Below are 12,702 nucleotides of genomic sequence, written 5' to 3'. Positions count from 1 at the left end.
TTTCAAGAGGAGGGGTTAGGAAAGCGTTGATAACGCTTCAAGTTCAGCATCACTATACAATCGAGAACGAGTAATAAACCTCATACCAGTTGGTCTTTCTAGGGAAAACATACCACCATTACCCTTAATTGCATCAATAATTAAGTGAGTATGTTGCCAATATTCAAATTGACTTCGATGCATGTAAAAAGGAATACCACCAATTTCACCTAATTTTATATCTGAGTCACCCACTAAAAATTCACTTTGTGGAAAAATCATAGGAGCACTACCATCACAACATCCACCAGATTGATGAAATAGCAATTCATTACCGTGTACTTTTTTCAACTCTTCAATCACAGATAAAGCTGCCTCAGTAGCAGATACTCTTGATACATCACTCATCTTTACACCTTTCTCTAAAGGAATAAGAAAGGAGCGTAAGAGAACGCTCCTTTTTAAGGATTAAATTAGAAAAAGCCTAACGCATTTGGTGAATAGGAAACCAAGAGGTTTTTGGTTTGTTGGTAATGATCCAACATCATTTTATGGTTTTCTCGGCCAATTCCAGACTGCTTATAACCACCAAAAGCGGCATGTGCTGGGTATAAATGATAACAATTAGTCCATACTCGACCAGCCTTGATTGCACGACCCATTCTAAAGGCGGTATTACCATCACGACTCCATACACCAGCCCCTAAGCCGTATAATGTGTCATTCGCAATCTGCAATGCCTCAGCTTCATCTTTAAATGTAGTCACAGACAAAACAGGACCAAAGATTTCTTCCTGGAATAGACGCATTTTATTATGTCCCTTAAAGACAGTGGGCTTCACATAAAAACCCGATGATAAATCTCCCTCATGGTGTTGTTGTTCACCACCGATTAGACATTGAGCGCCTTCCGTTTTTCCTAATGAAATGTAGGATAAGATTTTCTCAAGCTGTTCACTGGATGCTTGTGCACCGATCATTGTAGAGGGGTCTAATGGATTACCCATTTTGATAGCAGCCACACGTTTTACAGTGCGCTCAATAAATTTATCATAAATAGATTCCTGTATTAAAGCACGAGAAGGGCATGTACAGACTTCGCCTTGATTTAAAGCGAACATGGCGAAACCTTCTAAGCATTTATCAAAAAAGGCATCGTCTTTGTCCATAATATCGGCAAAAAACACATTAGGGCTTTTGCCTCCTAACTCTAAAGTAACAGGAATAAGATTTTGTGATGCATATTGCATAATGAGTCGACCCGTAGTGGTTTCACCAGTGAAGGCGATTTTTGCAATACGTGGGTTAGAGGCCAAAGGTTTTCCTGCCTCTAAACCATATCCATTTACAATATTGAGTACACCTGGTGGTAATAAATCAGCGATTAATTCCATTACTACTAGTATTGATGCAGGAGTTTGCTCTGCAGGTTTAATGACCACGCAATTCCCAGCTGCCAGTGCCGGTGCTAACTTCCAAGCAGCCATAAGAATTGGGAAGTTCCATGGGATGATTTGGCCAACAACACCTAATGGCTCTTTAAAGTGATAGGCGTATGTCTCGTGATCTATTTCAGAAATCCCACCTTCTTCACTTCTTACACAACTCGCAAAATAGCGAAAGTGGTCAATAGTAAGAGGGATATCTGCTGCCATAGTCTCACGTATCGGCTTACCGTTATCCAAAGTTTCCGCAGTGGCTATTGTTTTTAGATTTTGCTCAATTCGATCAGCAATTTTTAATAATATATTTGCTCGATCAGTGGTCGATGTCTTACCCCAAGCATCTTTTGCCTTATGTGCTGCATCCAAAGCCAGCTCAATATCTTTACTATTAGATCGAGGGATATCACATAAATGCTGGTTAGTAATGGGAGTAATATTTGAAAAATATTGACCATCTACAGGTGAAACCCATTGGCCACCAATAAAGTTTTCGTAACGAGCTTTAAAGGGATTATCAACTGTGATGCCGTTTATTGTTATTTGAGACATGCTTTCCTCCTTGTGGTAAAAAATAGTCTGTGTTTTTAATACCTTATAATTATTTATTTATTCTTTTTTATACTTATTTTCCATCATACATTGAGTTAAACTAATAGATTATGTCAATTTATTGCTCAATTGTATGAAAGAACATCACATTGCAGTCATTCCTGGCGACGGTATTGGCCAAGAGGTCATGCCTGAGGGATTAAATGCCGTTTCAAAAGCAGCCAAACTCCATCAAATAAATATAAAATTTACACCTTTTGATTGGGCCTGCCAAGAGTACTATTCTAAACATGGCAAGATGATGCCTGATCATTGGAAGAGTGAACTAGAAACAGTTGAGGCAATTTATTTTGGTGCTGTAGGATGGCCTGCTGTTGTACCAGACCATGTTTCTTTATGGGGCTCATTAATCCAATTTCGTCGTGAATTTGATCAGTATATTAATTTACGCCCAGTAAGGCTTATGCCAGGGATTACATCACCCTTAGCAGGGAAAAAACCCGGAGATATCGATTTTTGGGTAGTTAGAGAAAATACTGAGGGCGAATATTCATCCATTGGTGGCATTATGTTCCCCAATACAGACAGGGAGGTTGTTGTTCAAGAGTCCGTCTTTTCAAGACATGGTGTGGATAGAGTGTTGAAATTCGCCTTTGAACTCGCGCAACGTACTCCCAAAAAACATCTAACCTCAGCAACTAAATCCAATGGTATATCAATCAGCATGCCTTATTGGGATCAACGTGTAGAGGAAATAGCTAAACATTATCCTGATATTAAGTGGGATAAATATCACATAGATATTTTGACAGCACGCTTTGTGCTAAGTCCTGAGCGCTTTAATGTAGTGGTTGCATCAAACCTCTTTGGAGATATTCTGTCCGATCTTGGTCCCGCCTGCACAGGTACAATTGGTATTGCTCCATCTGCAAGCCTAAATCCTGAGCGACAATTTCCGTCTTTATTTGAACCCGTTCACGGATCAGCTCCTGATATATTTGGACTGGGTATAGCAAATCCTGTTGCCATGATTTGGTCAGGTGCGCTTATGCTAGACTTTTTAGGCTCTGAGCAACGTTATAAAAATGCACACGACTCTATTATGCGTGCAATTGAAAAGGTTTTGCTAAGTGGTCCCAAAACACCAGATTTAGGCGGTAATGCCACAACCCATCAAATGGGGCAAGCAATCGTTGATGCAATAGAATAAAACTCTTCAGGAAAACTATGTCTAAAAATCTAGTAATTAAACGAGTGGCTGTGTTAGGCGCTGGAGTAATGGGGGCGCAAATTGCTGCACAGTGTTGCAACCTCAATATTCCGGTATATTTATTTGATCTGGCAAGTAATACATCCAATAATAAAAATGACATTACGATTAAAGCAATAGAGCATCTAAAGAAAATCAAACCAACTCCTTTAGGAGATAACACAGTTACACAATTTATTACGCCATTGAATTATGAGGATCATGCTCACTATCTCGCAGACTGTGATTTGGTCATTGAAGCAATTGGTGAAAAATTAGAATGGAAAATTAGTTTATATAAAACTGTTGTGCCACATTTAGCGCAACATGCTGTCCTTGCATCCAATACTTCAGGATTATCACTAACAACACTAGCTGATCAATTACCCATTGAAAGACGTGCTCGTTTCTGTGGTATTCACTTTTTTAATCCACCTCGCTATATGGATTTGGTTGAATTAATCGCTACCGATACAACAGATAGTACTTTGCTAGATGAACTCGAGACATTTATCACTACCTACTTAGGTAAATCAGTGGTTCGCGCAAAGGACACACCTAACTTTATAGCCAATAGAGTTGGTGTGGCTAATATGTTATTTACCTTAATTGAAGCAAAAAAATATAACCTTGCCATTGATATTGTTGATGATATTACTGGTAAAAAAATTGGTCGTGCGAGTTCTGCCACCTATCGGACAGCTGATGTAGTTGGTCTTGATACACTTATGCATGTTGTTAAAACGTTACAAGATTATTTACCAAATGATTCCTTTCATAGGCACTATGCTACGCCTGATTTAGTTGAAAAACTTATTACTAAAGGAGCGTTTGGCGCAAAATCAGGTGAAGGATTTTATAAAAAAGACGGAAAAGCTATTCTTAAGCTTGATCCTAATACAATGAATTATGTAGCAAGTGGCGATAAAGCCAATGATACTGTTCAAAAGATATTACAACTCACTTGGGTTGAGCGATTACATGCGGCTAAACACAGTGATGATCCTCAAGCTCAATTTATTTGGGCAATTTATAGGGATATATTCCATTATTGTGCTATTCATTTAAAAGATATTGCTGATACTGCACGAGATATCGACTTTGCTTTACGCTGGGGTTTTGGATGGAAAGAGGGTCCTTTTGAGATATGGCAACAAGCAGGTTGGCAAACAATAGCACAACTCATAAAAGAGGATATTGATTTGGGTACTGCTCTATCAAATGAGCCATTACCTGATTGGGTATTTGATGGTAGAGAAGGCGTGCATAAAGAGAATGAATCATGGAGTGCCCATCAAAATCGTTATGTACCTTATAGCCAGTTACCTGTTTATCAACGTCAATATTTCCCTGAAAAAGTGTCATCAAATATAAATAAATCCATTCAATTAGGTACTACTGTATTTGAAACTGATGAACTGAGAGCGTGGACTATTGATAATAATATTCTCATCGCCACACTAAAAACCAAAATGCATACCTTTAACACAGGGGCATTAGAGTCATTAGATAGAGCAGTGACTGAGGCTGAAGATAATTTTTCTGGGATGGTTATTTGGGCTCCAGAAACACCTTTTTCAGCAGGTGGGGATCTAAAAGGTTTTCTTGACGTCTTTTCATCACAGGGTACTGATGGATTAATGAGAGAAGAAAAAATCTTTCAACGAACCATGCAACATCTTCGCTATAGCACGATTCCAACTGTTGCAGCTGTGGCTGGTTACGCGCTCGGCGGTGGCTGTGAAACATTCTTACATGTTGATAGGCGAGTAGTTCATTTTGAGACCAATGTGGGACTGGTTGAGGTAAAAGTAGGATTATTACCAGGTGCAGGTGGCTTGACCACCCTGGCCAGACTATGTGGGGAAAAAGCACAACAACTAGGAAATGCAAGAGAATCACTACCACTTTTACAACAATTCTACAAACAAGTTATGTTTTCTCAGGTAACTAATAGTGCACGTGAAGCATGGCAGATGGGGTATTGTCAGAGTGGAGATATCTTAGTACCAAATGTAAAAGAGTTACTTTTTGTGGCTATAGAAAATGCTCAAGCCATGGCGAATAGCTGTTACCGCCCACCTATAAAATCCACCTTTCCTGCAATGGGTAAAGATGGATTAGCTGTATTGAGACAATTAATTATTCAATGGCAACAAGCAGGGCTGATGAGTGAACACGATGCCATTATTGGTGAAGCGGTAGCTCAAGTCATGTGTGGCGGAGAGGTCGATACTGGAAGCGCTATAAATGAAGACTGGTGTCTAAAATTAGAAAGAGAACACTTTGTTAGTCTAATGGGTTATGAAAAAACCAGAGACCGTATCAAAGCCATCCTAGAAACTGGAAAACCACTAAAAAACTAATATGAAAAACGATGTATTTGTAGTCGCAGCCAAACGTTCTGCTGTGGGTCGAGCACCTAAAGGACAATTGAGTTCTATTCGTGCAGACGATATTATTTCACAAGTAACAAAAGGGTTATTAAATAGTCTACCGCATTTTGATTACTCTACCATCAATGACCTCATCTTAGGTTGCGCTATGCCTGAGGGAGAGCAGGGATTAAATCTTGCACGGATTGTCTCATTAATGAGTGATCTACCAACTTCAGTTGCTGGGATGACACTCAACCGATTTTGTGCTTCAGGATTAAGCGCCATAGAATTAGCCTATCAAAAAATTGCAGTTGGTAGCGCTAAAATGATTTTAGCAGGGGGGGTTGAGTCAATGAGTCGTGTACCAATGGGAGGATTCCGCTCAACCTTAAATCCAGACTTTTTACTTGATCCAACAGGGAGAACATTGGCTTTAGGAATGGGGCAAACCGCAGAGAACTTGGCTAAACAGTGGCAAATTTCTCGAGATGAACAAGACCAATATGCTCTTACATCGCATCACAGAGCAGTTAATGCTCAACAGTTAGGTTACTTTGAAGAAGAAATCATTCCGCTGTCTGTACGACAACAACAATTAGATTTAGTCAATTTAACTTTGAGCAATGATAATCTGACCGTAACAAAAGATGAATGCCCACGTGCTGATTCAACTTTAGAAAGTTTATCTCGCCTTAAACCAGTATTCGATGTAAAGGGGAGCGTTACTGCTGGAAACAGTAGCCCGCTATCTGATGGGGCAGCAATGTTATTACTTGCCAATGAAACAGCTTTACAAGAGCATAACCTCACCCCTTTAGCGCGTATTATTGGCTTTCACACAACAGGAGTCCCTCCTCATATTATGGGTATTGGACCTGTGGAAGCTGTACCACCACTATTGCACCGTCATGGCATTAATCGTAATGAATTAGATTGGATTGAGCTGAATGAAGCTTTTGCAGCACAAGTATTAGCAGTCCAAAAAACCTGTCAATTTGATGCTGATAAACTCAATCCGCAAGGAAGCGCCATTGCATTGGGTCATCCACTTGGTGCTACAGGAGCAATAAGAGCAACATCTCTTATCCACGGATTAAGAAGGATTAAGGGACGCTATGGATTGGTAACGCTTTGTGTTGGCATGGGGCAGGGAATCGCTGCTTTATTTGAAAGAGTATAAACTTTGTATTATTTTTATAGAGATTGAAAGGTATGAAAATTCTTGTTCCTGTTAAACGCGTATTAGATTACAACATTAAACCAAGAGCAAAATCAGATGGTTCCGGTGTCGAACTCAGTGGTTTAAAAATGGCCATGAATCCATTTGATGAAATTGCACTGGAAGAGGCTGTTCGCTTAAAAGAAAAGAATATCGCCACAGAAGTCATCGCTGTAAGCTGTGGTCAAGTAAGTTCTCAAGATACGCTAAGAACCGCTCTTGCCCTCGGAGCTGATCGTGCCATTTTAATTGAAACTGAGCAAGATTTAGAACCCTTAGCTGTAGCCAAATGTTTAACTAAACTTATTAACAAAGAGCAACCTAATCTCGTTATTTGTGGCAAACAAGCAATTGACGATGATTCTAATCAAACAGGACAAATGTTGGCAGCATTACTAGGGTGGTCACAAGCAACGTTTGCATCTAATATTGAAGTAAAACAGGATCATCTTCATGTAACTAGAGAAATTGATGGTGGACTAGAAACTGTGCAGGTAACTCTTCCATCTGTAGTGACTACAGATTTAAGACTAAATGAACCACGTTTTGCTACCTTACCCAATATTATGAAGGCTAAGAAAAAACCACTAGAGTCTATCAGTGCTCAATCACTTGAAATTAATATATCACCAAAAATACGAGTTCTTAAAGTAAGAGAACCTGATCCACGTCCGGCAGGTATTAAAGTTGATAGTGTCGATACGCTCATTGATAAACTAAAAAATGACGCAAAAGTAATAGGTTAAGGAATAACATGACAAATTTAATTGTTGCAGAATTAGAAAAAAATAGTCTTAAAAGCTCAGTTAGACAACTGATTACAGCGGCTAATAAGTTACAAGGAGATAATCACTTGTTACTTATTGGTAACCAAATAAGTAATGCTTTAGCGCAAGCAAAACAACTACCCAATATAAAAAAGATCATTGTCGCAGAAGATCCAGTACTTGAAGACGAGTCGCCCGAAAAAATTACAGAAATCATTTTATCAATTGCTTCTAATTATTCTCATATCCTAGCCCCTGCCAGCGCTTTTGGAAAAAACTTTTTACCAAGAGTTGCAGCACGATTAGATATGACCCAAATCTCAGATGTCATTGCTATTGATGATGCTACTCATTTTAGCCGCCCTATATACGCAGGAAGTTTAATTGCTGATATTGAAGTCACTGAGGCAATCATTCCTCTAACAGTACGTATTAGTGCTTTTGATGCCGTTGTGGGTAATGAAGATAATCACGCTGAGATCACTCATTTAACGCTACCACCTCTACCTCAACTAAGCCAACGTGTTGCATTACAGTTACATGAATCAACACGTCCTAATCTTGATAATGCAAAAATTGTAGTATCAGGCGGGAGAGGGCTAGGTAGTGAGGAGAATTTTCATCAACTTTTAGAACCCCTAGCTGATAAACTAAGCGCCGCTTTAGGTGCGTCAAGGGCCGCTGTAGATCTAGGGTATGCACCTAATGATTACCAGGTAGGGCAAACAGGAAAAATTATAGCGCCACAACTCTATATTGCAGTAGGTATTTCAGGAGCAATACAGCATTTAGCTGGTATGAAAAATTCAAAATGTATTGTTGCTATTAACAAAGATCCTGATGCTGCTATTTTTTCTATAGCTGACTATAGTTTAGTTGGGGATTTGAACGAAGTGGTGCCAGAATTAACTAGTAAGCTCTAAAAAAACGCCCAGCATTGGGCGCTTTTTTTAGACAGATTGAAGGGGTATTTTTGCCCCTTTACGTTTAATCGTATTTTTTTCATCAACATAGACTAGTGCAGGCTCATGATTATCAATTTCAGCTTCGTCGTATTGTGCATAAGTAGCGATAATGAGAATGTCACCCACTTGCGCCTTCCTTGCTGCCGCTCCATTTACTGAAATCATTCCTGATCCACGCTGACCTCTAATAGCATAGGTTGTAAATCGATCACCATTGTTTACATTATAAATATCAATTTGTTGATATTCTCGAATATCCGCTGCGTCCAATAAATCCTCATCGATTGCACATGATCCCTCATAACCCAGCTCAGAATGAGTGACTGTTACACGATGTAATTTTGCTTTTAGCATAGTTCGCTGCATGCGTTATCTCCAAGTAAATTTAATGCATAGGTAAATTATACTACCAAACCCATTTTGCGTCGCAACAAGTAATATTGAGGAGTAGAATAGTCTATTTAATATAAGACTGCTTCTAAAATAATCATGATAGAGATTACTTTGAACGATACAGAACGAGAGGAATTGTCACAACATATACTATTGGCTTTAAACGAAGACATACGTAATGGTGATATAACTGCGACTCTCATTGATTCATTACAAGAATCAAAAGCGGAAATTATTACACGAGAAAAAGCGATTATTTGTGGTCAAGAGTGGGTTAACGCTGTATTTAAACACATTGACCCAAGTTGCAACCTACATTGGCTCGTTAAAGAAGGGGAGCAAGTTAATCCTAACCAATCTATTGTGACTATTACTGGCAAAGCAAGAGCATTACTTACCGCCGAAAGAACCGCACTAAATTATCTACAAACACTCTCTGCTGTAGCCACTAAAACTCATCAATATGTAGATGCCATAAAAGGTTACTCATGCTCTATTGTAGACACCAGAAAAACTATACCAGGACTACGATTGGCACAAAAATATGCAGTGAGAGTAGGGGGAGGAGTTAATCATCGTATCGGCTTATATGATGCGTTTTTAATTAAAGAAAATCATATATCAGCTGCTGGATCAATTACTGCGGCTTTTGCAAAAGCCAAACAACTCGTACAGGCTGATCAATGGATTGAAGTAGAAGTAGAAACACTTAATGAACTTAAAGAGGCCTTAAGTGCAGGGGTGAAAATGATTCTACTTGATAACATGTCTATTGATACAATCACCGATGCAGTAACACTAGCTCAAGGTCAAGCAACGCTAGAAATTTCCGGCGGAGTCACCATTGAAAATGTGAGAACCTATGCGGCAACAGGTGTTCAAAGAATTTCTATTGGTACGTTAACCAAAGATATTAAAGCTATTGATTTTTCTATGAGATTCAAATAAATGGACAAGCAAATAAAAGTTGATTACCACAATCCGATACGGATTAGTACAGAGCAAGCTTGGGCTAGAGTGTTAGAAGAGCCTGATCAAGGGCGTCGACTATGGCTTAAGGATTCTATTAAGAAAAAACTAAAAGAAGAAAATGCCTTACTTGTCTCTCACTATTATGTTCATCCTGATTTACAGGATTTAGCAATTGAAACTGGCGGGATAGTGGCAGATTCCTTAGAAATGGCACGTTTCGGGAAAAATAGCTCCGCATCAACATTAATTGTTGCTGGCGTTAAATTTATGGGGGAAACGGCTAAAATTCTATCGCCTAATAAAACCATTTTGATGCCTGATCTTGAAGCAAACTGCTCGTTGGATTTAGGTTGTTCATTAAACGACTTTATCAATACGACAGCCCATTATCCAGATCATGTAAAGGTTGTTTATGCCAATACAAGTGCTGCTGTTAAAGCGCATTCTGACTGGGTAGTAACATCAAGTTGTGCTGTAGATATTGTTAAGCATCTACGTGACCTTGGTAAATCAATATTCTGGGCACCAGACAAACATTTAGGGAATTATATAAAAGAACAAACTGGTGCCGATATGGTTCTATGGCAAGGTTCATGTATAGTTCATGATGAATTTAAAGCGTTTGAGTTGGAGCAACTTAAAAAAGAACTTCCTCAAGCAAAAATATTAGTTCATCCTGAATCACCAGCTGCGGTTATTGCTCTTGCAGATGTTGTGGGATCAACTTCTGCTATTCTCAAAGCTGCAAGAGAGCTACCAGCAAAAGAGTTTATTGTTGCAACTGACAACGGCATGATGCATCAATTACGTCTACAAAACCCTGATAAGATTTTCATAGAAGCGCCAACATCAGGGTCGAGTGCTACCTGTAAAAGCTGTGCTCATTGCCCTTGGATGGCCATGAATGGCTTAGATAATCTTTATCAATGTCTTATGACACGTAGTGGAGAGATTCAAGTTGATGAATCTTATTTATATAAGGCACAAATTCCAATTGAACGTATGTTAAGTTTTACTTCTCGACAAAACACTCCAACACCAGGAATTATTCCTGGCATTGGAGCCGCATAACTATAAGTGAGGGGTCAAAATAGTTGGCATTGCTTTGGGAAGTAACCCGGGATAGTCGCGACTAAAATGTAATCCGCGACTTTCCCGACGTAACTGTGCTGAGCGCACAATTAATCCCGATACTTGAACTAAATTTCTTAACTCAAGTAAATCACGAGTAACATGAAAATTAGCATAAAACTCTTTAATTTCTTCATGTAATAAATCCAATCGATGCTGCGCTCTTTCTAATCGTTTATCTGTTCTTACAATACCAACGTAATCCCACATAAAACGACGTAGTTCATCCCAGTTATGAGAAATAACAACTTCCTCATCAGCATCAGTCACCTGGCTCGCATCCCAAACAGGTAACTCTTCGACAATACTACCAGGATGAGATTCAATATATTGACTAGTAGCTGTAGCGATGACTACACACTCTAAGAGAGAATTGCTGGCTAAACGATTCGCACCATGTAAACCTGTATAAGCAGTTTCACCTACTGCATATAAATTTTCAAGGTCGGTACGACCAGATAAATCAGTCATTAATCCACCACAGGTGTAATGGGCAGCAGGAACGACTGGAATAGGTTCTTTAGCCATATCAATGCCTAAAGACAAACAACGCTCATAAATTGTAGGGAAGTGTTTAACTATAAAATCATGCCCCTTATGTGTAATATCTAAATAGACACAATCAAGACCATGTTTTTTCATTTCAAAATCAATGGCCCTTGCTACGATATCACGTGGAGCTAATTCAGCACGTGAATCATGATTTGGCATAAAACGATCACCGTTTGGTAAAAGTAACAAACCACCTTCACCGCGAACCGCCTCTGAGATCAAAAAAGATTTAGCATGTGGATGATATAAACAAGTGGGATGAAATTGTATAAATTCCATGTTTGCAACGCGACACCCTGCGCGCCAACCCGCTGCTATACCATCTCCAGTTGAGGTATCAGGATTGGTGGTATAGAGATAAACTTTACCAGCACCGCCTGTGGCCAAGATTGTGTGAGCTGCGGCAAATGTTTCAACCTCTCCAGTTAATTCATTATAAGCATAAATTCCGAGACAGCGTTGCCCCCCCAACTTTAATTTACGTGAAGTAATCAAATCAACAAGCATATGGTGATCAAACAAAGTAATGTTTGGATGGTCTTTTAATTGTGGATAGAGTTGGTTTTGAACAGCTGCGCCAGTGGCATCGGCCGCATGAACTATGCGTCTATGACTGTGTCCGCCCTCTCGGGTAAGATGTAATTGACCTTGCTGTTCGGTAAAAGGGACACCTTGGTGAGTTAACCAGTTAATCGCTTCAGGAGCATGTTCAACAATAAACGTGGTGGCTTCAATATCACACAATCCCGCACCAGCTTCTAATGTATCTTTAACGTGAGATTCAAAACTGTCTCCATCTCCCATTACAGCAGCTATACCGCCTTGGGCCCATCTACTAGCTCCATCTTCTAAATCACGTTTAGTAATCACTGCCACACGATGGGTATCGGCTAATTTTAAAGCGGCTGTAGCACCGGCTAAACCACTGCCGATAATAATCACATCAAACTTTTTCAACATAGCGCCTTTACTGTCATTTGTCATTTACAAAATTCCTAGTGTAGGGGGATTAATCATTAACCACAAGATGTTAAATCGATTCACATGAATTAAGTCTTATGTAATATATAAATGTATACATCGATTAATTAGCATGTGATAAG

The 12,702-nt window shown here is 39.3% G+C and carries 11 protein-coding genes; 7 read left to right on the top strand and 4 right to left on the bottom strand.

Annotated features, from left to right (window positions below; translation table 11 throughout):
• Positions 1–15: 15 nt before the first annotated feature.
• Both FV185_RS03600 and adh read right to left on the bottom strand, forming a co-directional pair.
• Positions 16–387, bottom strand: coding sequence for a DUF779 domain-containing protein (locus FV185_RS03600; protein ID WP_067493614.1), 372 nt, complete (start codon positions 385–387; stop codon positions 16–18).
• Between the two features lie 65 nt (positions 388–452).
• Complete coding sequence (gene adh, locus FV185_RS03595; protein WP_067493612.1) at positions 453–1,973, bottom strand: aldehyde dehydrogenase; 1,521 nt, start codon at positions 1,971–1,973, stop codon at positions 453–455.
• A gap of 133 nt (positions 1,974–2,106) precedes the next feature.
• Between adh and FV185_RS03590 the strand changes: the two genes are divergently transcribed.
• Genes FV185_RS03590 through FV185_RS03570 form a run of 5 tightly spaced genes read left to right on the top strand, consistent with a single transcriptional unit; the run spans position 2,107 to position 8,509 of the window.
• Positions 2,107–3,183: a tartrate dehydrogenase gene (locus tag FV185_RS03590; RefSeq protein WP_067493610.1), complete on the top strand. Its 1,077-nt coding sequence runs from the start codon at positions 2,107–2,109 to the stop codon at positions 3,181–3,183.
• A 17-nt stretch (positions 3,184–3,200) separates the two neighbouring features.
• Complete coding sequence (locus FV185_RS03585; RefSeq protein WP_067493609.1) at positions 3,201–5,588, top strand: 3-hydroxyacyl-CoA dehydrogenase/enoyl-CoA hydratase family protein; 2,388 nt, start codon at positions 3,201–3,203, stop codon at positions 5,586–5,588.
• A 1-nt stretch (position 5,589) separates the two neighbouring features.
• Positions 5,590–6,780: an acetyl-CoA C-acyltransferase gene (locus FV185_RS03580; protein ID WP_067493607.1), complete on the top strand. Its 1,191-nt coding sequence runs from the start codon at positions 5,590–5,592 to the stop codon at positions 6,778–6,780.
• Positions 6,781–6,812: 32 nt separating this feature from the next.
• Positions 6,813–7,565 carry an electron transfer flavoprotein subunit beta/FixA family protein gene (locus FV185_RS03575; RefSeq protein WP_067493605.1) on the top strand — a complete coding sequence of 251 codons (753 nt, stop codon included), beginning with the start codon at positions 6,813–6,815 and terminating at the stop codon, positions 7,563–7,565.
• A gap of 8 nt (positions 7,566–7,573) precedes the next feature.
• Positions 7,574–8,509 (top strand): electron transfer flavoprotein subunit alpha/FixB family protein, encoded by a 936-nt coding sequence (locus FV185_RS03570; protein WP_067493603.1) that lies wholly within the window; start codon positions 7,574–7,576, stop codon positions 8,507–8,509.
• A 27-nt stretch (positions 8,510–8,536) separates the two neighbouring features.
• Here FV185_RS03570 and panD read toward each other — a convergent pair whose 3' ends face one another.
• Positions 8,537–8,917 carry an aspartate 1-decarboxylase gene (gene panD / locus FV185_RS03565; RefSeq protein ID WP_067493601.1) on the bottom strand — a complete coding sequence of 127 codons (381 nt, stop codon included), beginning with the start codon at positions 8,915–8,917 and terminating at the stop codon, positions 8,537–8,539.
• Between the two features lie 123 nt (positions 8,918–9,040).
• On the opposite strand from panD, the gene nadC reads away from it, so the two are divergent.
• The gene (gene nadC, locus FV185_RS03560; RefSeq protein WP_067493599.1) at positions 9,041–9,892 is read left to right on the top strand and encodes a carboxylating nicotinate-nucleotide diphosphorylase; all 852 of its coding nucleotides are present in this window, start codon (positions 9,041–9,043) and stop codon (positions 9,890–9,892) included.
• Positions 9,893–10,987: a quinolinate synthase NadA gene (gene nadA, locus FV185_RS03555; RefSeq protein WP_067493597.1), complete on the top strand. Its 1,095-nt coding sequence runs from the start codon at positions 9,893–9,895 to the stop codon at positions 10,985–10,987.
• On the opposite strand, the gene nadB is transcribed toward nadA, so the two are convergent.
• The gene (gene nadB / locus FV185_RS03550; protein ID WP_082787010.1) at positions 10,988–12,583 is read right to left on the bottom strand and encodes an L-aspartate oxidase; all 1,596 of its coding nucleotides are present in this window, start codon (positions 12,581–12,583) and stop codon (positions 10,988–10,990) included.
• Between the last annotated feature and the right edge of the window lie 119 nt (positions 12,584–12,702).

The sequence above is a fragment of the Ferrovum sp. PN-J185 genome, from assembly GCF_001581925.1.
In the GTDB taxonomy this organism is placed as follows: Bacteria; Pseudomonadota; Gammaproteobacteria; order Burkholderiales; family Ferrovaceae; genus PN-J185.
The sequence above is the reverse complement of the archived record's forward strand: the minus strand, read 5'-3'. Positions and strand labels throughout refer to the sequence as shown.

Excerpts from the sequence above, each read along its gene's own strand:
- FV185_RS03600 (WP_067493614.1), bottom strand. The coding sequence starts at position 387 with ATGAGTGATGTATCAAGAGTATCTGCTACTGAGGCAGCTTTATCTGTG.
- adh (WP_067493612.1), bottom strand. The coding sequence starts at position 1,973 with ATGTCTCAAATAACAATAAACGGCATCACAGTTGATAATCCCTTTAAA.
- FV185_RS03590 (WP_067493610.1), top strand. The coding sequence starts at position 2,107 with ATGAAAGAACATCACATTGCAGTCATTCCTGGCGACGGTATTGGCCAA.
- FV185_RS03585 (WP_067493609.1), top strand. The coding sequence starts at position 3,201 with ATGTCTAAAAATCTAGTAATTAAACGAGTGGCTGTGTTAGGCGCTGGA.
- FV185_RS03580 (WP_067493607.1), top strand. The coding sequence starts at position 5,590 with ATGAAAAACGATGTATTTGTAGTCGCAGCCAAACGTTCTGCTGTGGGT.
- FV185_RS03575 (WP_067493605.1), top strand. The coding sequence starts at position 6,813 with ATGAAAATTCTTGTTCCTGTTAAACGCGTATTAGATTACAACATTAAA.
- FV185_RS03570 (WP_067493603.1), top strand. The coding sequence starts at position 7,574 with ATGACAAATTTAATTGTTGCAGAATTAGAAAAAAATAGTCTTAAAAGC.
- panD (WP_067493601.1), bottom strand. The coding sequence starts at position 8,917 with ATGCAGCGAACTATGCTAAAAGCAAAATTACATCGTGTAACAGTCACT.
- nadC (WP_067493599.1), top strand. The coding sequence starts at position 9,041 with ATGATAGAGATTACTTTGAACGATACAGAACGAGAGGAATTGTCACAA.
- nadA (WP_067493597.1), top strand. The coding sequence starts at position 9,893 with ATGGACAAGCAAATAAAAGTTGATTACCACAATCCGATACGGATTAGT.
- nadB (WP_082787010.1), bottom strand. The coding sequence starts at position 12,583 with ATGACAAATGACAGTAAAGGCGCTATGTTGAAAAAGTTTGATGTGATT.